This is a genomic window from Streptomyces sp. NPDC004609 (assembly GCF_042873655.1).
GTDB lineage: Bacteria > Actinomycetota > Actinomycetes > Streptomycetales > Streptomycetaceae > Streptomyces.
Genome location: NZ_JBIALS010000026.1, coordinates 80327 through 103418 on the forward strand (window position 1 = coordinate 80327; position 23092 = coordinate 103418).

A 23092-nucleotide genomic window follows, 5' to 3' on the forward strand; every position below is an offset into this window, starting at 1 on the left:
GGTTACTTCAGGAAGTCCGGTACATCCAGCTCTTCGGGCTGGCTGTCCAGGTACGTGCGGCTCCCCGGAACGTGCGGATTGACGGCCGGAGGCACGTCGTCGACTGCCCGGACCGGCTCGGCCGGGGTCTCGTCGCGGACCGGCACGGTGCCCAGGCCGCCGGTGGAGCGGGCGGGCTCGGCGGTCCGGGAGGGGCCGGCGGGCGGGTCCTCACGCTTGGCGGAGGCCGAGCCGAGGACCTTCTCGTGGCGGACGGGCGGCTGGCCGCCGTCGAATCCCGCCGCGATGACCGTGACACGGACCTCGTCGCCGAGGGCGTCGTCGATGACGGCGCCGAAGATGATGTTCGCCTCGGGGTGGGCGGCCTCGCTCACCAGCTGCGCGGCCTCGTTGATCTCGAAGAGACCCAGGTCCGAGCCACCGGAGATGGAGAGGAGCACGCCCCGGGCGCCGTCGATGGACGCCTCCAGCAGCGGCGAGGAGATGGCCATCTCGGCGGCGGCCACCGCGCGGTCGTCACCGCGGGCCGAGCCGATGCCCATCAGGGCCGACCCCGCCTCGGACATCACGGACTTGACGTCGGCGAAGTCGAGGTTGATCAGGCCGGGGGTGGTGATCAGGTCGGTGATGCCCTGGACACCCGACAGCAGGACCTGGTCCGCGGACTTGAACGCGTCCAGCACGCTGACCTGGCGGTCCGAGATGGACAGCAGCCGGTCGTTCGGGATGACGATGAGGGTGTCGACCTCTTCACGGAGCTCGGCGATGCCGTCCTCCGCCTGGTTGGCCCGGCGGCGTCCCTCGAAGGTGAACGGCCGGGTGACCACACCGATCGTCAGGGCGCCGAGCGAGCGTGCGATGTTGGCGACGACGGGCGCGCCGCCCGTTCCGGTGCCACCGCCTTCGCCGGCGGTGACGAAGACCATGTCGGCCCCCTTGAGGACCTCCTCGATCTCCTCACGGTGGTCTTCCGCCGCCTTCCGTCCGACCGCCGGGTTGGCCCCGGCGCCGAGGCCCCGGGTGAGTTCACGGCCGACGTCGAGCTTGACGTCGGCGTCGCTCATCAACAGCGCCTGCGCGTCGGTGTTGATCGCGATGAACTCGACGCCCTTGAGGCCGACCTCGATCATTCGGTTGATGGCATTGACACCACCGCCGCCGACACCGATGACCTTGATGACTGCGAGGTAGTTCTGCGGTGCTGCCACGTCGAAGGCCTCTCGCCTCGAGTTACGTGTCGTCGCTGCGCGGTTGCCGCGCCGCGACGACGGATGCCGATGGGACGGTCCGAAACGCCGACCCAAACCCTAACGTTGAAGTTTAGGGTTACCAGTGTGTCTGTTCGCTGGACTCTTCCGAACAGGACACTAAGTCGACAAGTGGCGCACGTTCAATGAACACGCCGAACCTCCCGTTTTTCTTTTCACCCTATGTGATCAGCCATTGCGCTGACCACCCAGGGCCCCGGGCCTGCGGGTTCGTCCGTCAACTCCCGGACACGGCAGGTGCGGTGGGCGCGCTGACGTCGAAGTTCCCGGCCTTCGGCGCCGCTTTCATGAGCGCGGTCAGCGCCCGTGCCTTCGCCTCGCCCCCTTCGGGGCTGCCCCACACCACGGTACGTCCCCGGGTCAACTCCAGGGTGATGTAGTCGTATGAACGCACCGCGATCGTGCGGGTGTCCGCCGCCACCCCGCCCGGGAGTTCGCCCCTGACCCGTACCGCTTCGGTGATCAGCCGGTCGGCGCCGAATCTGCGCAGACTCGCCGAGCCGGCCGTGTTCAACTCCAGCAGGGGAACTCCCCCGGGGGCTTTGTCGACCGTCGCGAATCGGACACCTTCCGCGTCCACTTCGACGAACTTCGCGCCCTTTTCGAGAAGGAGCACGGGTTGTCTCTCGGTCACTTCCAGGGTGATTCCGTGGGGCCAGGAACGGGACACGTCGACCGAATCGATACGGGGCAGCCGCTCGCGCAGCCGCGCCTCGATACCGTCGGTGTCGACGGAGACGAGCGGCGATCCCATCGGGACCGCGGCGGCCTCCATGACCTGCTCGGGTGTCAGCACGTCGGTGCCGGTGGCCCCCACCTCCTCCACCCGCAGCCACGAGGAGCCGTACAGCGCCCAGATCACACCGCCGGCGAGCACCGCCGCGGCGAGGGCGAGGAGCAGGACGCGGGGCCCGGGAAGGCGCGGCCGGGCGGGTGGGGTGCCTCTCGGGGGCGGGCCGGACGCGCCCCGGTCACGGCGTGAGAGTCTGCGCGCACCGCGCTCGGCGGTGGTCGGTCCGGCCACGCTCCCGGTCTCCTTCCGGCTGGGGCCCGGGGCGGCCCCGGGCCCGGCGGGGGCTCACGCCTGCCGGCGGGCCGCGATCGCCTCGTACACCATGCCGACGAGCAGGTCGTCGGCGTCCCTGCGGCCGAACTCGGCGGCGGCACGGGACATCTCGTACAGCCGGTGCGGATCGGCCAGCACCGGAAGGACATTGCCCTGGACCCACTGGGGGGTCAGATCGGCGTCGTCGACGAGCAGTCCGCCGCCGGCCTTCACCACCGGCTGGGCGTTGAGCCGCTGTTCGCCGTTGCCGATCGGCAGCGGGACATAGGCGGCGGGGAGCCCGACGGCGGAGAGTTCGGCGACGGTCATCGCGCCCGCGCGGCAGAGCATCATGTCGGCAGCGGCGTACGCGAGGTCCATCCGGTCCACGTACGGTACCGGGATGTACGGCGGCATTCCGGGCATGTTGTCCACGCGCGGCAGTTCATTCTTCGGACCGACCGCGTGCAGGATCTGGATCCCGGAGCGCTGGAGCACCGGAGCGGCCTGCTGGACCACCTCGTTGAGCCGGCGCGCGCCCTGGGAGCCGCCGGAGACCAGCAGCGTGGGCAGACCCGGGTCGAGTCCGAAGGCCGCGCGCGCCTCGGGGCGCACGCGGGCGCGGTCGAGCGTGGCGATGGAGTGGCGCAGCGGGATGCCGATGTAGCGGGCGCCCCGGAGCTTGCTGTCGGGTGTGGCGACGGCCACCCCGGCGGCGTACCGCGAACCGATCTTGTTGGCGAGCCCGGGGCGGGCGTTGGCCTCGTGGACGACGATCGGGACGCCGCGCCGCTTGGCGGCGAGATAGCCGGGCAGGGCGACATAGCCGCCGAAGCCGACGACGCAGTCCGCCTTGGTGCGCTCCAGGACCTGCTCGGCGGCCTTGATGGTGCCGCGCAGCCGTCCGGGGACGGTGATCAGCTCCGGGGTGGGCTTGCGGGGCAGCGGTACGGCGGGGATGAGCGCCAGCTCGTAGCCGCGCTCCGGTACGAGCCTGGTCTCCAGGCCGCGTTCCGTACCGAGGGCCGTGATGCCCACGGTCGGGTCCTGCCTGCGCAGGGCGTCCGCGAGGGCGAGCGCGGGCTCGATGTGGCCGGCGGTCCCCCCACCGGCGAGTACGACATGCACCGAAATTCACCGCTCTCCGGACGGACGCTTCTTGACGCGCCGTCTCATCGTCTTCCATCTCACCCCTGGCGACCTCATGGCCAGGGCCGCCTTCGCGGCGGGATCCTCTCGCGCGAAGGCGATCAGCAGCCCGACAGCGAACATGGACGGCAGCAGGGCCGACCCTCCGTAGGAGAACAGCGGGAGCGGGACTCCGGCGATCGGCAGCAGACCGAGCACCGCACCGATGTTGACCACGGCCTGCACCGTGATCCAGGTGGTCACACCTCCCGCCGCGTACCTCACGAAGGAGTCCTCCGTGCGTCCGGCCACGCGGATACCCGCATAGCCTAGAGCCGCGAACAGGGCGAGCACCGACAGCGTCCCCGCCAGCCCGAGTTCCTCTCCGGCGATGGCGAAGATGAAGTCGGTGTGCGGTTCGGGGAGTTGACCCCATTTTTCCACACTGGCGCCGAGGCCGGATCCGAACCATCCGCCGGAGGCGAGCGCGTAGATCCCGTGCACGGCCTGCCAGCACTCGCCCTTGGGACCGAGGTCGATGGCGCCGATGCATTCGAGGCGCGACATCCGGTTCTCGTTGGTCCTGATGAGCATGAATCCGACGAGGGTGGCGACGCCGAGTACGCCCGCGAAGAGCCGGGTGGGCGCTCCGGCGAGCCACAGCAGGCCGAAGAGGATCGCGGCGAGGATGATCGCGGTGCCCATGTCGCCGCCGAGCATGATCAGCCCGAGCAGCAGAAAGGTGATCGGGACGAGCGGGACGAGCAGGTGCTTCCACTGGGTCAGCAGCCGCTTGTCCTGTTTGCGGGCGAGCAGATCGGCGCCCCAGAGAATGAGCGCGAGCTTGCCGAACTCACTGGGCTGGAGCTGGAACGGGCCGGCGATGGCGAGCCAGTTCTGGTTGCCGTTGACCGAACGCCCTATCCCCGGGATCTGCACCAGCACCATCAGGAAGACCGTGCCCACCAGGAGGGGGTAGGCCAGCGCGCGGTGCAGCTTGACCGGCATCCGGGAGGCGAGGAGGAGCAGGACCGCGCCGATGGCGGCGGCGAGGAACTGCTTGCGGAAGAAGTACGAGCCCGGGAGCGACAGCTCCAGCGCCTTGATCATCGAGGCGGAGTAGACCATGACCAGCCCGAGCACGGTGATCAGCAGGCTGCTGCCGAGGATCAGGTAGTACGCGGTGAGGGGCCGGTCCCAGGCGTTGCGCGCACGCTCGTAGAGCAGGCGCGCCCCGCGCCCCCGGGGCGGACGGGACGGGGGGCGGGAGGCCCGTCCGGAACGGAAGGCGCGCGCCGGGGACCCCACCTGCCTCCCCCGCGGCGCGGAGGGGGTCGCGGAGCCCATGGCGAGCCACCCGCGGGGTGGATCCGCGGGAGCCGTGGTGTGGTCGGCCGGCATCGGCGCTGTCCCCTCCAGTCGTGCCCGGTGCGCCGCCCGCGCCCCGGGAGAGCTCCCGGGGCGCACGGCACGGCGCGGAGGTCGGGCCGGTCAGGCGCGCTCGGCGGCGAGGGTGCGGACCGCGTCCGCGAAGGCCTCGCCCCGCTTGTTGTAATTGGCGAACATGTCCATCGAGGCACAGGCCGGGGCCAGCAGGACCGTGTCCCCCGGCCGGGCGAGCTGTGCCGCCTCCCGGACGGCCGCCGACATCGCCCCAGTGTCTGTCCGGTCGAGGTCGACGACCGGGACCTCGGGCGCGTGTCGCGCGAGGGCTTCGGCGATGAGCGCGCGGTCGGCACCGATGAGGACGACACCGCGCAGACGGCTCGCGGACTTCTCGACGAGTTCGCCGAAGGTCGCGCCCTTGGCCAGTCCGCCCGCGATCCACACGATCGGGTCATAGGCGGCGAGGGACGCCTCGGCCGCGTGCGTATTGGTGGCCTTGGAGTCGTCGACGTAGGCGACGTCCGCCACGTCGGCGACCTTCTCGATCCGGTGCGGGTCGGGCCGGAACGCCCGCAGTCCGTCGCGTACGGCGGCCGGGGGCACCCCGTAGGCGCGGGCCAGCGCCGCCGCCGCGAGGGCATTGGCGATGTTGTGGGGCGCGGGCGGCTCGACATCGGCGGTCTCGGCCAGTTCCTGCGCCTGCTTCTGCCGGTTCCCGACGAAGGCGCGGTCGACGAGGATGCCGTCCACGACTCCGAGCTGGGAGGGGCCGGGTGTGCCCAGGGTGAAGCCGATGGCCCGGCACCCCTCCTCGACGTCGGCGGCGCGCACCAGGTCCTCGGTCGCGCCGTCGGCCGCGTTGTAGACGCAGGCGACGGTGTTGCCCTCGTAGATCCGGCCCTTGTCGGCTGTGTACGCCTCCATGGAGCCGTGCCAGTCGATGTGGTCGGGCGCCAGATTGAGTACCGCGGCCGAGTGGGCGCGCAGCGAGGGCGCCCAGTGCAGCTGGTAGCTGGAGAGCTCGACGGCGAGGACGTCGTACTTCTCGGGACCGGTCACCGCGTCGAGGAGGGAGACCCCGATGTTGCCGACGGCGGCCGTGCGCAGCCCCGCGGCCTCCAGGATCGAGGCGAGCATCCGTACGGTCGTGGTCTTGCCGTTGGTGCCGGTGACGGCGAGCCAGGGAGCGGCGCCGGGTTCCCGCAGCCGCCAGGCGAGTTCGACGTCGCCCCAGATCTCCACGCCCGCCTTCGCGGCGGCCAGGAACAAGGGCTTGTCCGGCCGCCAGCCGGGCGCGGTGACGATGAGTTCGGTGCCGTCGGGCAGGGTCGCGCCGTCGCCGAGGCGCACCGTGATACCCAACGCCTCCAGCTCGGCCGCCTGGGCACGGGCGCGCTCGTCGTCCCCGTCGTTGACGACGGTCACGATCGCGCCGAGACCGTGCAGGACCTTCGCCGCGGGGATCCCGGAGACCCCGAGACCGGCGACGGTGACCCGCTTGCCCGACAGCTCCTGACGCGTACTCACTTGTCCGCCGCCCACCCCGCGTAGAAGAGACCCAGACCGACGATCACGCACATGCCCTGGATGATCCAGAACCGGACCACCACAAGGACTTCGGACCACCCCTTGAGTTCGAAGTGGTGCTGGAGGGGTGCCATGCGGAAGACCCGCTTGCCCGTCATCTTGAAGGAGCCGACCTGGATGACCACGGACATGGTGATCAGGACGAACAGTCCGCCGAGGAGGGCCAGCAGCAGTTCCGTGCGGGAGCAGATCGCGAGACCGGCGAGCGCGCCGCCGAGGGCGAGGGAGCCGGTGTCCCCCATGAAGATCTTGGCCGGTGAGGTGTTCCACCACAGGAAGCCGAAGCAGGAGCCCATGAGCGCCGACGCGACGACCGCGAGGTCGAGCGGATCTCGTACCTCGAAACAGGCGGACGGATTCGTCAGCGACAGCGCGTTGGCGCACGCCTCCTGGAACTGCCAGAGCCCGATGAAGGTGTACGCGCCGAAGACCATCACCGACGCGCCGGTGGCCAGGCCGTCCAGACCGTCCGTCAGGTTCACGCCGTTCGACATGGCGAGGATCATGAACAGCGCCCAGACCACGAACAGCACCGGGCCGATCGACCAGCCGAAGTCCGTGATGAAGGACAGCTTGGTGGAGGCGGGGGTGTTGCCGCGCTTGTCGGCGAACTGGAGCGACAGCACCGCGAAGGCGATACCGACGATCAGCTGGCCCGCCATCTTCGCCTTGGCCCGCAGACCGAGCGACCGCTGCTTGACGATCTTGATGTAGTCGTCGAGGAAGCCGACCAGGCCCATTCCGGCCATCAGTCCGAGCACGAGGACGCCGGAGAAGGTGGGCGTCTCACCGGTGATCACCTTGGCACAGGCGTACGCGATCAGCGTGGCCAGGATGAAGGCGATGCCGCCCATCGTGGGCGTGCCCTTCTTGCTGCCGTGGCTGCGCGGGCCGTCGTCCCGGATGAACTGCCCGTATCCCTTGCGGGCCAGGAGCTTGATCAGCAGCGGAGTGCCGATCAGGGTCAGAAAGAGCCCGATGGCCCCCGCGAAGAGGATCTGCCTCATCGACCGGCACCCTGCCCATCCGTGGGCACCGCGTTCTCGACCAGCGCCTGCGCGACCCGTTCGAGACCGACCGATCTGGAAGCCTTCACCAGCACGACGTCTCCCGGGCGCAGCTCACTGCGCAACAGGTCGACCGCCGCCTGCGCGTCGGACACGTGCACCGACTCCTCACCCCACGAACCCTCGTTGTATGCGCCCAGTCGCAACCAGGACGCTTCTCTGCCCCCGACCGCGACCAGCTTGCTCACATTGAGCCGGACGGCGAGCCGTCCGACGGCGTCGTGCTCCGCGAGCGCTTCGTCGCCCAGCTCGGCCATCAGTCCGAGCACCGCCCATGTCCGTCCCCCCCGGGCCTGTACGTCCTGTCCCATCGCGGCCAGCGCGCGCAGCGCCGCCCTCATGGACTCGGGGTTCGCGTTGTAGGCGTCGTTGACGATCGTCACGCCGTCCGGACGCTCGGTGACCTCCATGCGCCAGCGGGAGAGGGTACCGGCCTGCGAGAGCCCGAGGGCGATCTCGTCGGCGGACATCCCCAGCTCATGGGCGACGGCGGCCGCGGCGAGCGCGTTCGACACGTGGTGCTCACCGTACAGCCGCATGGTCACATCGCTGCACCCGGTAGGGGTGTGAAGCGTGAAGGAGGGCCGGCCCTGCCGGGTGAGCCGGACATTCTCGGCACGTACGCCGGCGGTAGCGGCCTCGCCGAAGGAGACGACCCGTGCCTTCGTCCGGGATGCCATCGCGTGTACGAGGGGGTCGTCGGCGTTGAGGACGGCGATCCCGCCCTCCTCGGCCGGCGGCAGGGACTCGACGATCTCGCCCTTGGCCTCGGCGATCCGCTCACGGCCGCCGAACTCGCCGATGTGCGCGGTGCCGACGTTCAGGACGAGTCCGACCTTCGGCGGAACGAGTCCGGTGAGGTAGCGGATGTCGCCGATGTACCGTGCGCCCATTTCCAGGACGAGGTGCTCGGTGGACTCGTCGGCGCGCAGCGCGGTGAGCGGAAGGCCGATCTCGTTGTTGAGGTTGCCCTCGGGGTAGACCGTCGGGCCCTTGCGCAGCAGGAGCTGGGCGATCAGGTCCTTCGTACTGGTCTTGCCGGCCGATCCCGTGAGCGCGACGACGGTGGTGCCCAGACGGGCCACGACATGGCGGGCGAGGGCACCGAGCGCCGCCGTGACGTCGTCCACGACGATCGCGGGCACGCCGACGGGACGGGTGCACAGCACGGCGGCCGCGCCGGAGGCGACGGCCCGTTCCGCGTAGTCGTGGCCGTCGACGCGCTCGCCGTCGAAGGCGGTGAAGAGGGCGCCGGGCACGGCCTCGCGGGAGTCCGTGACGACCGGCCCGGTGATACGTGCGGCCGGATCGGGTATGTCGTGCGGCTGCCCGCCGACGATGTGGGCGATCTCGGCGAGGGAGAGGGTGATCACTGGGTCATCCCCGGGTTTTCTGGTGGAGGGAGGCGCTGATGGCTTCGCGGAGTACCAGGCGGTCGTCGAAGGGGCGGACGACCCCGGCGACGTCCTGGCCCTGTTCGTGGCCCTTGCCCGCGACCAGCACGGTGTCACCGGGCTCGGCGCGGGCGACCGCCGCGGCGACGGCCGCCGCCCGGTCGGCCTCGACGATGACATGGCCGCGTTCATGGGCCGGGACCTCGGCAGCGCCGGCGAGCATCGCGGCGAGAATCGCGAGCGGGTCCTCCGAGCGGGGGTTGTCGGACGTCAGGACGGCGGTGTCGGCGAGCCGGGCCGCCGCCGCGCCCATCGGGCCGCGTTTGGTGGTGTCGCGGTCGCCGCCGCAGCCGAGGACGATGTGGATCCGGCCCTCGGTGACCTTCCGCAGGGACCGCAGGACGGATTCGACGGCGTCGGTCTTGTGGGCGTAGTCGACGACGGCGAGATACGGCTGGCCCTCGTCCACCCGCTCCAGCCGGCCCGGGACACCGGGGACGGTCGCGATGCCGTCGGCCGCGGTCTGCGGGTCGATCCCGGCGGCGGCGAGGGTGACGACGGCGGCGAGGGTGTTGGCGACGTTGAAGGCGCCGGGCAGCGGGGCCCGGGCGCGCAGGCGCTCCCCGCCGGGGCCCACGATCGTGAAGACGGACCCGAGCGCTCCCAGCTCGACGTCCTCGGCCCGCCAGTCGGCGTCCGGGCTGCCCTCGGTGGAGAAGGTGGTGACCGGTACGGACGCCTCCTTGGCCAGCCTGCGGCCGTACTCGTCGTCGAAGTTGACCACCCCGTGCCTGCTGCGGGACGGGGTGAACAGCTGCGCCTTCGCCCGGAAGTAGTCCTCCATGCCGGAGTGGAACTCCATGTGCTCGGGGCTGAGGTTGTTGAAGACGGCGACGTCGAAGACGCACCCGTCCACCCGGCCGAGCACCAGGGCGTGGCTGGAGACCTCCATGGCGACCACGTCGACGCCCCGCTCGCGCATCACGGCGAAGAGTGCCTGGAGGTCGGTGGCCTCGGGAGTCGTACGCTCCGACTTGAGGCGCTCGTCGCCGACGCGTGTCTCGACCGTGCCGATCAGGCCGGTGGAGCGGCCGGCAGCCCGCAGTCCGCCCTCGACGAGATAGGCGGAGGTCGTCTTGCCGGAGGTGCCGGTGATCCCGATCTGGAGGAGCCCCTCGCCGGGGTGTCCGTAGATCTCGGCGGCGAGTGCGCCCATCCGGCTCCGGGGGTCGTCGGTGACCAGGACCGGCAGTCCGGTGGCCCGGGCGCGTGCGGCGCCGGCCGTGTCGGTGAGGACGGCCGCCGCGCCCAGGTTCGCCGCCTGGTCCACGAAGTCCGCGCCGTGGACCCGGGCGCCGGGGAGGGCCGCGTACAGGTCTCCGGGGCGCACCGCGCGGGAGTCGTGGGTGATCCCGGTGACCCGGGTGCCCTCCGCCGCCGGTTCCGTCACCACCCCCAGCCGCTCGGCCAGCTCCCCGAGCGGAGTCGGGTGGGGCCGGTCCGGACGGGGCGCTCCCGGCTGCTGCGGCGGGGCGTCCTCGGGGGTGGTTCGGTGATGATCGGACTGTGGCACGGCGGTGAGCGTACCGGGCGCAGCGTGCGCGGGGCTAAATGAGCCATGCGCCGGGCCGTGGTTCCCGGAATCTGGGGTGATCGTTGTCACTGGTGGTTCCTTGGGTCATTCGGCGTGGCGGTGCGTGCCCCGGACCGGCCGGTCCCGTGGGCGTGCCGGTTTCGGGGGCCGGTCATTCGGCGGGCCTGAAGGTCACGGGCAGTCCGGCGGGCCCCTTGCCCGTCGGCGGCACCTGGAGGGTCTTCAGCGCGAACTCCATGACCTCCTGGTAGATCGGTCCGCAGATCTGGCCGCCGAAGTAGCTGCCCTTGGTCGGGTTCTGGATGGCGCAGTAGACGGTGATTCTGGGCTTGTCGGCGGGTGCGAATCCGGCGAAGGAGGCGGTGTAGCCGCGGTAGCGGCCGAGTTCGGGGTCGACGCGGTTGGCCGTGCCGGTCTTGCCCGCGACCCGGTAGCCGGGGATGCGGGCCTTGGTGCCGGTGCCCTCCTCGTCGCCGACGACGGACTCCAGCATCGTGGCCAGCGTCCGGGCGGTGTCCTCGCTGACGACCCGGGTCTTGCGGGGCGCGGGGGCGGCGGTGAACCGCCCGTCGGGTCCCTTGGTGCCGCGGACGAGGCTGGGCTCGATACGGAGTCCGCCGTTGGCGATCGTCGAGTAGACGGACGCGGCCTGCATCGCGTTGAGGGAGAAGCCCTGGCCGAAGGGGATCGTGTACTGCTGGGAGGTGGACCACTTCTGCGGCGGCGCGAGGATGCCCGGGGTCTCTCCCGGGTAGCCGAGCCCGCTGGGGCTGCCCATGCCGAACTTCCGCAGGTAGGAGTGGAGCACCTGGTTGGCCTGCCGCTGGGTCTCGCCGAGCTGGCCGGTCGCCAGGATGGTGCCGATGTTGCTGGACTTGGCGAGCACCCCGTTGAGGGTGAGATACCAGGTGGGGTGGTCGATGTCGTCCTTGAAGAGGCGGTCGCCGCGGTGCAGCCGGTTGGGGACGACGACATGGGTGCTCGGGGTGGCGGCCTTCTCCTCCAGCACGGCGGCCATGGACATCACCTTGGCGGTGGAGCCGGGCTCGTACGCGTCCTGGAGCGCGGCGTTGCCCATGGCGGCGGAGTCGGCCCCGCCGAGGTCGTTGGGGTCGAAACCGGGTGCGTTGGCCATGGCGAGGATCTCGCCGGTCCGGGTGTCCTGCACTATGACGTACCCGCGGTCGGCCTTGGACTTCGCGACCTGTTCGCTGATCGCCCGCTGGGCGGCCCACTGGATGTCCCGGTCGATGGTCAGCTCGATGTCCGAGCCGGGGACGGCGGGGGTCTCACGGGTGCCGCCCGCGGTGGGGACGCGCCGGCCGCCCGACTGGGCGTAGGTGACCTCGCCGTCCTGGCCGGCCAGCTCCTTGTCCAGCATGGACTCGATGCCTCCGCCGCCGCGGCCCTCGGCGTTGACGTATCCCAGTATCCCGGCGGCGAGTTCGCCGTTCGGGTACACCCGCTTGCTGCTGGGCTCCTGGAAGACCCCGGCGAGGACGTTGGTTCCGGGGCCGCCCCTGGCCCGGTCGGCCGCGGCCTTCTCGGCGAAGACGCCCTTGAGGTCCTTGATCTGGTTCCAGACCTGGGGGGTCTGGCGGCGCGCCAGGACCGTGTAGCGGGACTTGGGGGTCCTGAGCTTCTTCGCGATCTCCCCCGCGTCGGTTCCGAGGATCGGGGCGAGCAGCCCGGCGGCCCGTTCCGGCGCGTCGGGGGACTTGCTCTCCTCGGGTGTGAACAGCTTCGGGTCGGCCGTGATGTCGTACGCGTCGACGCTGGTGGCCAGGGCGATCCCGGTCCGGTCGGTGATCTCCCCGCGTTCGGCGGCGAGCTTGACGCTGAGGTAGCGGCTCTTCTCGGCCTTGGCCGCGTAGGCGTCGGCGTCGACGGCCTGCACCTGGAGCAGGCGTACGACGAAGGCCAGCATCACCAGGGTCAGGGCGAGGCTGACCAGGCGCAGCCGGGGGCGGGGACTGCCGAGCCGGAGGCTGCGCGGTGCCGGACGAGTGCGGCGGGGGGCGGGACGCCCGGACGGCCGTGGGGCCGGCCCGGGGACCCGGCGGCGCGGGGGCGCCTCGCGCGAGGGGCGGCGCGGGGGCTGGTCCCGGGAGGAGCGACGCGGGGGTGGTTCCTGGGAGGGCACTGCGTCACCTGCCGGAGGGCATCGGGGTCGACTTCGCGGGCGGGGCCGGCGGGATGGCCGGCGAGGGGTCGGGGGCCGTGGCGGCACCGGAGGGTGCGGAGGTCGTGGGGGCCGCCGGGGAGGACGACGTGCCGGACGCCCTGGGGGACGGGGATCCGGAGGCGCCGGAGGGGGCGGGGGCGGAGAGGGTGGGGGCGGGCGGTGCGGTCGCCTTGCCGGGGACCCCGCTGACCGTGCCGTCGGGGTCGATGAAGGCGGGCGGGCCGCCGGGCACCATGCCGAGTTCGCGGGCCCGGCGCTCCAGGGCGTCGGGGGCCGACCGGTCGTCGACGTCCCGTTGGAGGGCCTGCTGCTCGTCGGTGAGCTCGGTCGTCTTGCGTTTCAGCTCGCTCAGTTCGAAGGAACCCTCGTTGAGCGCGGAGTTCAGCATCAGCAGCATGATCAGTCCGCCGCCGAGGAGCGCCACGACCAGCAGGACGAAGGGGGTGCGGGCGGCGTTGCTGGGGCCCGCGGGCATCAGCCGGGCGAGTCTCGCGGCGCGTCCCCGGAGCTGCTTGGCCGCTGTGCTCACCGCGTCCTCCCGGTCCTCGCTCCGGCCGTTTCCCGGGCCGCCGCGCCCGCCGCCGTGGCCCCTGCCGCCGTCGGCAGGGGTGCCACAGGGGTCGCCTCACGCCGGCGCCCGCCGTTCATCGCGCGTCCTCACGGATGCGCTGTGCTCCTCTCAGACGCGCGGGGGCCGCGCGCCGGTTCTCCGCGACCTCTTCCTCGGTCGGGAGTTCCGCGCCCCGGGTCAGCAGCCTCAGCCGGGGCTGGTACTCCTCCGGTACGACGGGCAGCCCGGCGGGCGCGGTGGTGGCGGCGCCCGCCGCGAGGACCTGCTTGACCAGCCGGTCCTCCAGCGAGTGGTAGGACAGCACGGCGATGCGCCCGCCCACGGCGAGCGCCCCGACCGCACCCGGAATGGCCCGCTCCAGCACGCTGAGCTCGCCGTTCACCTCGATGCGCAGGGCCTGGAAGGTGCGCTTGGCGGGGTTGCCGCCGGTGCGCTTGGCGGCCTGGGGCAGCGCGTCCCGGATCAGCTCGACGAGCCGGGCGCTGTTGGTGAAGGGCTCCTTCTCCCGCTCCCGTACGACCGCGGAGACGATGCGCTTGGCCTGCTTCTCCTCGCCGTACGTCCGCAGGATCCGCACCAGCTCACCGGGCGGGTAGGTGTTGAGGACCTCGGCCGCCGGCACTCCGGTCGACTGGTCCATCCGCATGTCGAGGGGTGCGTCCTGGGCGTACGCGAAACCGCGCCCGGCCTCGTCGAGCTGCATCGAGGAGACCCCGAGGTCGAACAGGACGCCCTGGACGCGCGGGACCTCCAGCCGTTCCAGGACCCGGGGCAGCTCGTCGTACACGGCGTGGACGAGTGTCGCCCGGTCGCCGAAGGGCGCGAGCCGCTCGGCGGAGAGCCGCAGGGCCTCCTTGTCCCGGTCCAGCGCGATCAGGCGCGCCTCGGGGAACCGGGTGAGCAGTGCCTCGCTGTGTCCGCCGAGACCGAGGGTGCAGTCGACGACCACCGATCCGGGCTGTTCCAGGGCGGGGGCCAACAGGTCCAGGCACCGCTGGAGCATCACCGGGACATGTCGGGTATGGCTCAAGGCGCCCTCTCAGGTCCGGCGCGGGGCTGGAGCGACCGGCGAGCAGGGTGGAAGGCCGAGGCGTACGCCGCACACGCGGGGAAAAATCTTGGGAATGTGCAGGATGTTTCGGTGGACTGCGCGCCACTTTAGTCCACTGGTCTGCCCGGTCAATCAACCGGTCGACGGCGTGGCGTACGGGTTATGGAATCGGACACTTCACCCGAACGGGACCCCATGCATCCCCCCTGTGGGTTACCTCACAACAAGTGTGGTTGATGTTGTTTGTCGCGTCTCACAGCGGGATTCGGGCGGTGTGCGCATTACCTTCTTCGGTATGACCACTTCCGCGCACCACCCTGCCGACGCTGCGCGCACAGCCGGTACGGTCACCGATCGCCTCGTCGAAGCGAACAGGCGCTATGCCGACGGCTTCCAGGACCCCGGAATGGACGCGCGCCCGGTTCTGCGGGTGGCGGTCGTCGCGTGCATGGACGCGCGGCTCGACCTGCACGACGCGCTCGGCCTGGAACTGGGCGACTGCCACACGATCCGCAACGCCGGCGGCGTGGTCACCGACGACGTGATCCGTTCGCTGACCATCAGCCAGCGGGCGCTCGGCACCCGGAGCGTCATCCTCATCCACCACACGGGCTGCGGTCTGGAGTCCCTGACGGAGGACTTCCGCCATGAGCTGGAGGACGAGGTCGGACAGCGTCCGCCGTGGGCGGTCGAGGCGTTCCGCGACGTCGACCAGGATGTGCGCCAGTCGATGCAGCGGGTGCGCACCTCGCCGTTCCTGCTGCACACGGACGATGTGCGGGGCTTCGTGTTCGATGTGACGCAGGGGCTCCTGCGGGAGATCGACCCGGCCGCCTGACCCGAAAGGGCGGAAGGATGCGCTCCGCCCTGCGAGGGCGGGCCCGGCGGCCCGCCTCCGCGTGGAGGCATACACCATGTGTCGGCATGTGACGCGGGGAACACCTGGAGATATCGGGGTCAACCCGCCAAAACCGGAGCGGTTGTCCACAGGCGAGTGACACAACGCGGTAACGGCAACAAGAATGCGGGGGTGGCACCAGCCGGAACCTCCGGGAATCGGTGCCCGTATTTCGGGGTGGGCCGGGCCGTTCGACGTCCCGGCTTGTAGAACGGGCCGAGGAGGGCCGGGTGACGACCTATGACGATCGAGCTAGCCTCACAGACCTGACCGCCACAGCGGATCGTGTCCGCAGGTCGGTGGAGGGTGTGATCGAGGGCAAGCCTGAGGTCGTACGGCTTTCGCTGACCGTGCTGCTCGCCGAGGGACATCTGCTCATCGAGGATGTGCCGGGCGTGGGCAAGACGATGCTGGCCAAGGCGCTGGCGCGGTCCGTCGACTGTTCGGTGCGGCGTATCCAGTTCACGCCGGATCTGCTGCCGTCCGACATCACCGGTGTGTCGATCTACGACCAGCAGCAGCGTGACTTCGAGTTCAAACCGGGCGCGATCTTCGCGCAGATCGTGATCGGCGACGAGATCAACCGGGCGTCGCCCAAGACCCAGTCGGCGCTGCTGGAGTCGATGGAGGAGCGCCAGGTCACCATCGACGGCAGTTCGTACGAGCTGCCCAGCCCCTTCATGGTGGTCGCCACCCAGAACCCGGTGGAGATGGAGGGCACCTATCCGCTGCCGGAGGCCCAGCGCGACCGCTTCATGGCGCGGGTGTCCATCGGCTATCCCAGCGCGGACGCCGAGCTCCGGATGCTCGATGTGCACGGCGGTGTCTCCCCGCTCGACGACCTCCAGCCGGTGGCCCACGCGCACGACATCGTGAAGCTGATCGACGCGGTCCGCGGTGTCCATGTCGCCGAGGCCGTGCGGCGGTACGCGGTGGAACTGGTGGCCGCGACCCGCAGCCACCCGGATCTCCGGCTCGGCGCCTCGCCGCGCGCGACGCTGCATCTGCTGCGCGCCGCCAAGGCGACCGCCGCGCTGAGCGGACGGGACTACGCCCTGCCGGACGATGTGCAGTCCCTGGCGGTGCAGGTGCTGGCGCACCGGCTGCTGCCCACCGCGCAGGCGCAGCTGAACCGCCGTACCGCGGAGCAGGTCGTGCTGGAGATCCTCCAGCGCACCCCGGTGCCCACGGCCGACGGCAAGGAGATCCCGCTCGTCACGGGGCGCCCGTCCCAGGCGCTCTACGGCCCGTCGCCCGGCGCCCGGCGGCTGTGATGCCGGCCGGGGGGCCCGCCGCCGCGGAGGGCGAGGACACGGGGGGCGGGGTGCGGGCCGCTCTCGGCGGGCTGACCACCCGCGGCCGGTCGTTCGTCGCCGCCGGGGTGGCGGCCGCGGTGTGCGCGTACGTGCTCGGGCAGAGCGATCTGCTGCGGGTCGGGCTGCTGCTCGCCGTGCTGCCGCTGGTCTGTGTGGCCGTGCTGTACCGCACCCGCTACCGGGTCGCGGGCAGCAGACGGCTGTCGCCGTCGCGGGTGCCCGCGGGATCCGAGGCCCGGGTGCATCTGCGGATGGACAATGTCTCGCGGCTGCCCACCGGGCTGCTGATGCTCCAGGACCACGTCCCGTACGTGCTGGGGCCCCGGCCCCGGTTCGTCCTGGACCGGGTGGAGGCGGGCGGGCGGCGCGAGGTGTCGTACCGGGTCCGCTCGGACCTGCGCGGGCGCTATCCGCTCGGGCCGCTCCAGCTGCGGCTGAACGACCCGTTCGGCATGTGTGAACTGACCCGCTCCTTCAGCGCGTTCGACACCCTCACGGTCATTCCCCGCACCGAGTCGCTGCCGCCCGTGCGGCTGACGGGCGAGGCTTCGGGGCACGGGGACGGCCGGCAGCGCTCGCTGGCGCTCGCCGGGGACGACGACATCATTCCCCGCAGCTATCGCCACGGTGATGATCTGCGCCGGGTGCACTGGCGCTCCACCGCGCGGTACGGCGAGCTGATGGTCCGCCGCGAGGAGCAGCCGCAGCGGGCCAGATGCACGGTGCTGCTCGACACCAGGAGCATCGCCTACGAGGGTGTGGGCCCCGACTCGGCCTTCGAGTGGGCCGTCTCGGGTGCCGCGTCCTCGCTGGTCCACATGCTGGAGCGGGGCTACGCGGTGCGGCTGCTGACGGACACCGGGAGTTCGATGCCCGGGGAGGGCGCCGACGGCTTCGCCGGTTCGACCCAGGAGTCGGCCGACTCCGCGGGGCTGATGATGGACACCCTCGCGGTCGTCGACCACTCCGACGGTGAGGGGCTCTCGCCCGCCTACGACGTGCTGCGCGGCGGCGGCGAAGGGCTGCTGGTCGCCTTCTTCGGCGATCTCGACGAGGAGCAGGCGGCACTCGTGGCCCGCATGCGGCAGCGCAGTGGCGCGGCCGTGGCCTTCGTCCTGGACAGCGAGACCTGGGTGACGGGCGGGGCGGCGGCCGGTGAGGTCGAGGACCGGCTCCGGCAGCTGCGCGAGGCCGGCTGGACCGCGTTCGCCGTGTCACCGGGTTCGTCGCTGCCCGCGCTGTGGGAACAGGCGGGCGCGCAGCGCGGCGATTCCACCGGGATCGGTACGAACGGCAACACCGGGGGTTGGTCATGAGCGGTCGCGGACGGCTGACGCTCTGCGCGTACGCCGCCACACTGATGGCGTCGAGCGCGGTGCTTCCCCTGCTCGACTCACCCGGCTGGCTGGTACAGGCGGCGGTCCTGCTGGCGGTCCAGTCCGGTGCGGGCGCGCTCACCCGGCGCGTCCCGCTGCCCCGGCCGCTGACGGTGGCCGTTCAGGCGCTCACCGGGCTGGTGCTGCTGACCCTGGCCTTCGCCCGGGGCCAGGCGATCCTCGGGGTGCTGCCGGGGCCGCAGACGCTGGCGCGCTTCGGTGAGCTGCTGGCGGCCGGCGGCCAGGACATCGAGCGTTACGCGATACCCGCGCCCGCCTCGGACGGCATCCGGCTGATGGTGATCGGCGGGGTGCTGGCCATCGGCTTCCTGGTGGACACCCTGGCGGTGACGTTCCGCAGCGCCGCTCCGGCCGGTCTGCCGCTGCTCGCGCTGTACTCGGTGGCGGCCGGGCTCGCGGGCGGTGGGGCGAGCGCGCTGTGGTTCGTGCTCGCCGCGTCCGGGTATCTGCTGCTCCTGCTGGCCGAGGGCCGCGACCGGCTCTCGGCGTGGGGGCGGGTGTTCGGCGGCGGTCCGCCGGCCGCGGCGCGCGGTGCCGGGGCCTTCGAACCGCCGGGCCGTACTCCGCGGGCTCCCGTGCGCAGCGGACGCCGTATCGGCGCGCTGGCGCTGGGGGTGGCGCTCGCGGTTCCCGCCGCGCTCCCCGCGCTGGACGGCGGGCTGCTCGACGGCACGGCCGCCGGGAAGGGCTCGGGCTCGGGCGGCGGCACGATCTCCGCGGTGAACCCGCTGGTCTCCCTCCAGGACAGTCTGAAGCAGCCGGAGGACCGGGAGGTCCTGCGCTATCGCACGGGCGCACCGGACACCAAGGACCTGTATCTGCGGATCGTGTCGCTCGACAAGTTCGACGGGACGGCGTGGAAGACCTCGGAGCGCAAGGTCGGGGACGTGCCCGACCGGCTGCCGCAGCCGACGGGCCTGAGCGCTTCGGTCGCCACCGACGAGATCACGACGAACATCACCGCCGCCGGCTCCTACCGCCAGAGCTGGCTGCCGCTTCCCTATCCGGCGACACAGGTGAAGATCAACGGCCGGTGGCGCTACGAACCGGAGGGCCGCACCCTCGTCGGGGACAAGAACCAGACCACCGGTGGCGCCGAGTACACCGTCAGCAGCCTGCTGGTGAAGCCGACGGCGGAGCAGTTGGCCGAGGCCCCCGCCCCGCCCGCGGACATCGTGCGCGAGTACACCGAGGTGCCCGATTCCCTGCCCGACACGGTGAAGGAGACCGCGCAGAGGGTGACCGCGGGTGCGAAGAACGACTACGAGGCCGCGGTGAGGCTCCAGGACTGGTTCGCGGTCAACGGCGGCTTCACCTATGACGTCAACGTGGAGTCCGGCACGGGGGCCGCCGCGATCAGCCGCTTCCTCCAGCGCAAGGAGGGCTTCTGCGTCCACTTCTCGTTCTCCATGGCCGCGATGGCCCGGACGCTGGGGATTCCGGCGCGGGTCGCCGTGGGCTTCACGCCCGGCACGCCGGGGGCGGACGGCACCGTGTCGGTGGGCATCCGGGACGCGCACGCCTGGCCCGAGCTGTACTTCGAGGGGGTGGGCTGGACCCGGTTCGAGCCCACGCCCAGCCGGGGAAGCACACCCGACTACACCCGTCAGGAATCGCCCTCCGACGCACCCGCCGACCCGGCGGTGCCCGAGGCGACCGCGTCCGACGAGCCGTCCGCGACCCCCTCGGCCTCGGACAGCTGCCCTCCGGATCTCAGGCGTCGCGGTGAGTGCTCGGCCGCTGCCCCGGTGGAGGAGGGCACGCCCACCGATTCGGGGGCGTCCGGCGGAAGCCTGCTGCTGATCGCGCTCGGTGTGCCGGTGGCGCTGGCCCTGCCCCTGCTGCCGATGGCGTGGCGGATGCGGGTCAGGGCCCGGCGGCTGGGCTCCGGGGGGCGTGGCCCGGCGGAGGTCACGGCCCGCACCCTGGCCGTCTGGCTGGAGGTCTCCGACACGGCCTGGGACCACGGCATCCCGCCCGACGAGTCACTGACCGCGCGCAAGGCGGCGGCCCGGATCGTCCGGCTGGGGAATCTGGAGGGCGAGGCCGCCGACTCGGTGCACCGGGTCGCGAGCGCCGTCGAGCAGGTGCTGTACGCGCCGGAGCCACGGCCGGCGACCGGCCTGGTGGACGACGCCGAGCGGATACGGGCCGGTCTGCGCGCGGGGGTCGGCCGCAGGACACGTCTGCGGGCACACCTGCTGCCGCGTTCGGCCGTACGGGTGATCTGGGCGGCCTCCGCCCGCTGGACGGCCCTCACGGACCGCTGGAGCGCCCGCGTCCGGGCCTGGGGCCCGTCCCGTCGGCCCGTCTGGCCCCGTCTGCGGCCCCCGTCGAAACAGCGGGGCTGACCCGCCGTGACCGGTGGACGGGCCGCAGGGCCTCGTCCACCGGTCACGGCTCCCCGCGTCCACCGATCCTGGCTCCCTGTGGGACGGACGCCTCCCGGCCTGTCCGGCGGGAGCGCGATCCCGTTCTCCGCTCCCGTGGGCCTGCCGGGCCGGGCGGGAGAGCGCAGGAGAGCATGCGGCCGGGTTCCCCCGGCGCCCCGGGCGGGGGGGGCGCCGGACCGGAGACAGCACAGCGCCGGACCGGCTGAACCAGCCTGTCCGGCGCTTGAGGACAACCCAAAGCTTCAGGAGCAGCATGACCGGCGCTCGGGCGCACCCGGCCTCGGGCCGCGAGCACGCCACACGCGCGGGGCGCGCTTGAGGGCGATACGGCCCTCAGGGGCGGCGGTGCTTCAGTGGCCCTGCTCGTCGCGGCGGCGCTGCCACCGATCCTCGATCCGGTTCATCATCGACTTGCGCTGACGGGATTGACGGGGCTGACGGCGAGCGGTTCCCGCCGCGTCCCCCAGGGTCTGCTGCTCGCCCGGCTTCGGCGCCTTGCGCCATCCGGTGACCGCCAGGACCGCACAGCCCAGCATGACGAGGAACCCCACCACGCTGATCCAGATCTGCTGTGCGACCATTCCGGCCATGAGGAGCGCGATACCCACCAGGAAGCCTGCAACCGCTTGGTAGACCCGTCGCCGGGTGTACGTACGCAGCCCGCTTCCCTCAAGCGCTGTCGCGAATTTGGGATCTTCGGCGTACAGCGCTCGCTCCATCTGCTCGAGCATTCGCTGCTCGTGCTCCGAGAGCGGCACGGAGTCCTCCTAGTCGTCGGCCGCGGGGGCGACCGTTTGCGGCCCTTTCAGGATAGGCAGGGAATCGCCCCCGTGAAACCCGCCCTCTACGCCAATACGTCAAATCGCCAGTTTGGGCCGCCACGGCGGCTTGGCTGCTGAGGCGTAGATTCCCCAACATCCGATCCGTCATGCCGGATGATGTCCCTCGATCATACGGGGCGACCGCCACGATCGGGTGGTCTGTGGCGTACTCCATGTGCTGCTGCGCCGCTGATCAGGCGCGCTTCTCTCCCAGTACGTGCAACTGCGTGGCGACGGCGTGGAACGCGGGCAGTTCCGCCGCGGCGGACTCCAGTTTGAGGAGGGCGTCGAGAGCACCCGGTTCGGTGTCGACGAGGACTCCCGGAACGAGGTCCGCGAAGATCCGCACGCCGTGCACCGCGCCGACGTCGACACCGGCGTCCGCGGCCAGTCCGGTGAGCTGCTCGGCGGTGAAGCGCCGGGGCACGGGGTCGCCTTCGCCCCAGCGGCCCGCGGGGTCGGTCAGCGCCCGGCGGGCCTCGGTGAAGTGGCCCGCGAGCGCCCTGGCGAGAACGGCGCCGCCGAGCCCGGCGGCCAGCAGGCTGAGGGCACCGGCGGGCCGGAGCGCGGCCACCGCGTTGCGCACACCCTCGGCGGGGTCGTCCACGTACTCCAGGACACCGTGGCAGAGCACCACGTCGTGGCCGCCGCGCTCGACGACGTCGAACAGGCCGTGGACATCGCCCTGCACGCCCCGCACCCGGTCGGCCACCGACGCCTCGGCGGCCCGGCGCTCCAGCGCGAAGAGCGCGTTCGGACTGGGGTCGACCACGGTGACCCGGTGGCCGAGCTGGGCGACGGGGACCGCGAAGGAGCCGCTGCCGCCGCCCGTGTCGAGGACGTCCAGGGTGTCGGCCCCGGTGGCTTTGAGCCGGCGGTCGATGGCGTCCTTGAGGACCTCCCAGACCACGGAGGTACGGAGGGAGGCGCGGGGCGGGCGCGGTGTGGTCTCCCCACGGGGGGACGGATCCGGCACGGCAGTTGACTCCTCGGACAGTGCCGCCTCCGCCCGCGGGCGCGGGCGGGGCGGGTGATGTGCGGTGACCCGCGGCCGCGGACGGCCGGGGTCGATGGACTCTCGTCTGACTGAGAACGACTCCCACCCTATTGCCTCTCTCCGGTGCGCCGTCGTCCCGGCGGGCCCCGGCGAAGACGGCCCGGGGCCGCCGCGGACCCGGCTTCCGCAGCTCGCCCGGGGGTCGCAGCGCGGTGGAGCGCGGCACGGGCCGACGGCGCGCGAGAAAGCTCCCGTACGGCTGCGCGCCCCCGAACTCCCCGGGGGCCGCGGCCGGGTGGCGCCCCCGCGTCCGGCCGTCCGCGGTGGAGCGCGGCGGGGTCACCCGGCGGCACCCCCCGGCTCCGGCTGCTCCGCCCTGGGCTGCGGCAGCACCGGCTGGAGCACCAGCATCCGCTCCACCAGGCGCAGGAACATCGCCGCGTCCCGGAGCAGGTCCTCGGCGTCACGGCTGCTGGCCGCGCCCTGTATGCCCGCCTCCGCGCGGGCCCTGCGCCGGGCGCCCGCGGCGAAGTGGGCGCTCCACTCGGACAGTTCGGGCGCCGACTCGGGGAGCAGTTCCCAGGCGCTCCGTATCCCCGCCCGCCGGCCGCGCCGGGGAGCGGTGCCCTGGCCCCGGCGGGCGGGGGCCGGGGTGCTCTCGGGATAGCCGCGCGCGGCGAGCACGGCGGCGGCCGTGCGCAGGGCGGCCAGATGCGCTGTGGCGTACCGCTCGTTCGGCGTTTCGAGCGTCGCGGCCTCGTCCAGTCCCGAGCGGGCCTGGGCGAGGAGGTCGAGGGCGGCGGGCGGTGCCGAGGCACGCCGCAGCACGGGGTGCACATCGCTCGCCGGCCCGGTCAGTGAGGGGACAGGGCCGGTGGCGCGGCGCCGGTGCGCGGCTGCCGCGTGGAAGCTGGCCATGACGAACCTCCTGTCGTCGTGTGACGGCGCTGTGGCCGTATGTGTCCATCGTGAGGGCCCCCACTGACAATCGGCT

General features: G+C 72.1%; 18 protein-coding genes. 4 read left to right on the forward strand and 14 right to left on the reverse strand.

Annotation, left to right across the window (positions count from 1 at the left end; genetic code table 11):
• Positions 1-2: 2 nt before the first annotated feature.
• The 11 genes from ftsZ to rsmH all read right to left on the reverse strand — a co-directional run bounded on the left by ftsZ (position 3) and on the right by rsmH (position 14255).
• Positions 3-1208 (reverse strand): cell division protein FtsZ, encoded by a 1206-nt coding sequence (gene ftsZ, locus ACFYT4_RS24435; RefSeq protein ID WP_389272778.1) that lies wholly within the window; start codon positions 1206-1208, stop codon positions 3-5.
• Between the two features lie 277 nt (positions 1209-1485).
• Positions 1486-2292 (reverse strand): cell division protein FtsQ/DivIB, encoded by an 807-nt coding sequence (locus tag ACFYT4_RS24440; RefSeq protein ID WP_389272780.1) that lies wholly within the window; start codon positions 2290-2292, stop codon positions 1486-1488.
• Positions 2293-2346: 54 nt separating this feature from the next.
• Positions 2347-3441 (reverse strand): undecaprenyldiphospho-muramoylpentapeptide beta-N-acetylglucosaminyltransferase, encoded by a 1095-nt coding sequence (murG, locus tag ACFYT4_RS24445; RefSeq protein WP_389272783.1) that lies wholly within the window; start codon positions 3439-3441, stop codon positions 2347-2349.
• Positions 3442-3447: 6 nt separating this feature from the next.
• Positions 3448-4788, reverse strand: a complete 1341-nt coding sequence (gene ftsW, locus ACFYT4_RS24450) for a putative lipid II flippase FtsW (RefSeq protein WP_389272786.1) — start codon at positions 4786-4788, stop codon at positions 3448-3450.
• Positions 4789-4932: 144 nt separating this feature from the next.
• Positions 4933-6354, reverse strand: a complete 1422-nt coding sequence (murD, locus tag ACFYT4_RS24455; protein ID WP_389272789.1) for a UDP-N-acetylmuramoyl-L-alanine--D-glutamate ligase — start codon at positions 6352-6354, stop codon at positions 4933-4935.
• Positions 6351-7421 (reverse strand): phospho-N-acetylmuramoyl-pentapeptide-transferase, encoded by a 1071-nt coding sequence (gene mraY, locus ACFYT4_RS24460; RefSeq protein ID WP_389272792.1) that lies wholly within the window; start codon positions 7419-7421, stop codon positions 6351-6353. The genes murD and mraY overlap by 4 nt, the downstream gene beginning before the upstream one ends.
• On the reverse strand, positions 7418-8854 hold the full coding sequence (gene murF / locus ACFYT4_RS24465) for a UDP-N-acetylmuramoyl-tripeptide--D-alanyl-D-alanine ligase (RefSeq protein ID WP_389272796.1): 1437 nt from the start codon (positions 8852-8854) through the stop codon (positions 7418-7420). The genes mraY and murF overlap by 4 nt, the downstream gene beginning before the upstream one ends.
• A 4-nt stretch (positions 8855-8858) precedes the next feature.
• The gene (locus ACFYT4_RS24470; RefSeq protein ID WP_389272799.1) at positions 8859-10538 is read right to left on the reverse strand and encodes a UDP-N-acetylmuramoyl-L-alanyl-D-glutamate--2,6-diaminopimelate ligase; all 1680 of its coding nucleotides are present in this window, start codon (positions 10536-10538) and stop codon (positions 8859-8861) included.
• Between the two features lie 82 nt (positions 10539-10620).
• A complete protein-coding gene (locus ACFYT4_RS24475) occupies positions 10621-12396 on the reverse strand; it encodes a peptidoglycan D,D-transpeptidase FtsI family protein (RefSeq protein WP_389272917.1) in 1776 nt (591 codons plus the stop codon).
• A 220-nt stretch (positions 12397-12616) separates the two neighbouring features.
• Complete coding sequence (locus ACFYT4_RS24480; RefSeq protein ID WP_389272802.1) at positions 12617-13183, reverse strand: septum formation initiator family protein; 567 nt, start codon at positions 13181-13183, stop codon at positions 12617-12619.
• Positions 13184-13298: 115 nt separating this feature from the next.
• Positions 13299-14255 (reverse strand): 16S rRNA (cytosine(1402)-N(4))-methyltransferase RsmH, encoded by a 957-nt coding sequence (rsmH, locus tag ACFYT4_RS24485; RefSeq protein WP_389272805.1) that lies wholly within the window; start codon positions 14253-14255, stop codon positions 13299-13301.
• A 316-nt stretch (positions 14256-14571) separates the two neighbouring features.
• Between rsmH and ACFYT4_RS24490 the strand changes: the two genes are divergently transcribed.
• The 4 genes from ACFYT4_RS24490 to ACFYT4_RS24505 all read left to right on the forward strand — a co-directional run bounded on the left by ACFYT4_RS24490 (position 14572) and on the right by ACFYT4_RS24505 (position 20238).
• The gene (locus tag ACFYT4_RS24490; protein WP_389272808.1) at positions 14572-15114 is read left to right on the forward strand and encodes a beta-class carbonic anhydrase; all 543 of its coding nucleotides are present in this window, start codon (positions 14572-14574) and stop codon (positions 15112-15114) included.
• Between the two features lie 290 nt (positions 15115-15404).
• Complete coding sequence (locus ACFYT4_RS24495) at positions 15405-16448, forward strand: AAA family ATPase (protein ID WP_389272811.1); 1044 nt, start codon at positions 15405-15407, stop codon at positions 16446-16448.
• Complete coding sequence (locus ACFYT4_RS24500) at positions 16448-17806, forward strand: DUF58 domain-containing protein (RefSeq protein ID WP_389272814.1); 1359 nt, start codon at positions 16448-16450, stop codon at positions 17804-17806. Before ACFYT4_RS24495 ends, ACFYT4_RS24500 begins: the two co-directional genes overlap by 1 nt.
• Complete coding sequence (locus ACFYT4_RS24505; protein ID WP_389272817.1) at positions 17803-20238, forward strand: DUF3488 and DUF4129 domain-containing transglutaminase family protein; 2436 nt, start codon at positions 17803-17805, stop codon at positions 20236-20238. The genes ACFYT4_RS24500 and ACFYT4_RS24505 overlap by 4 nt, the downstream gene beginning before the upstream one ends.
• 392 nt (positions 20239-20630) lie before the next feature.
• Here ACFYT4_RS24505 and ACFYT4_RS24510 read toward each other — a convergent pair whose 3' ends face one another.
• The 3 genes from ACFYT4_RS24510 to ACFYT4_RS24520 all read right to left on the reverse strand — a co-directional run bounded on the left by ACFYT4_RS24510 (position 20631) and on the right by ACFYT4_RS24520 (position 23016).
• Complete coding sequence (locus ACFYT4_RS24510; protein WP_389272820.1) at positions 20631-21038, reverse strand: DUF3040 domain-containing protein; 408 nt, start codon at positions 21036-21038, stop codon at positions 20631-20633.
• A gap of 256 nt (positions 21039-21294) precedes the next feature.
• Entirely contained in the window at positions 21295-22077 is a 783-nt protein-coding gene (locus ACFYT4_RS24515) for a methyltransferase (protein WP_389272823.1), read from the reverse strand.
• Between the two features lie 360 nt (positions 22078-22437).
• Positions 22438-23016, reverse strand: a complete 579-nt coding sequence (locus ACFYT4_RS24520) for an SAV_6107 family HEPN domain-containing protein (protein WP_389272826.1) — start codon at positions 23014-23016, stop codon at positions 22438-22440.
• Positions 23017-23092 lie beyond the last annotated feature (76 nt).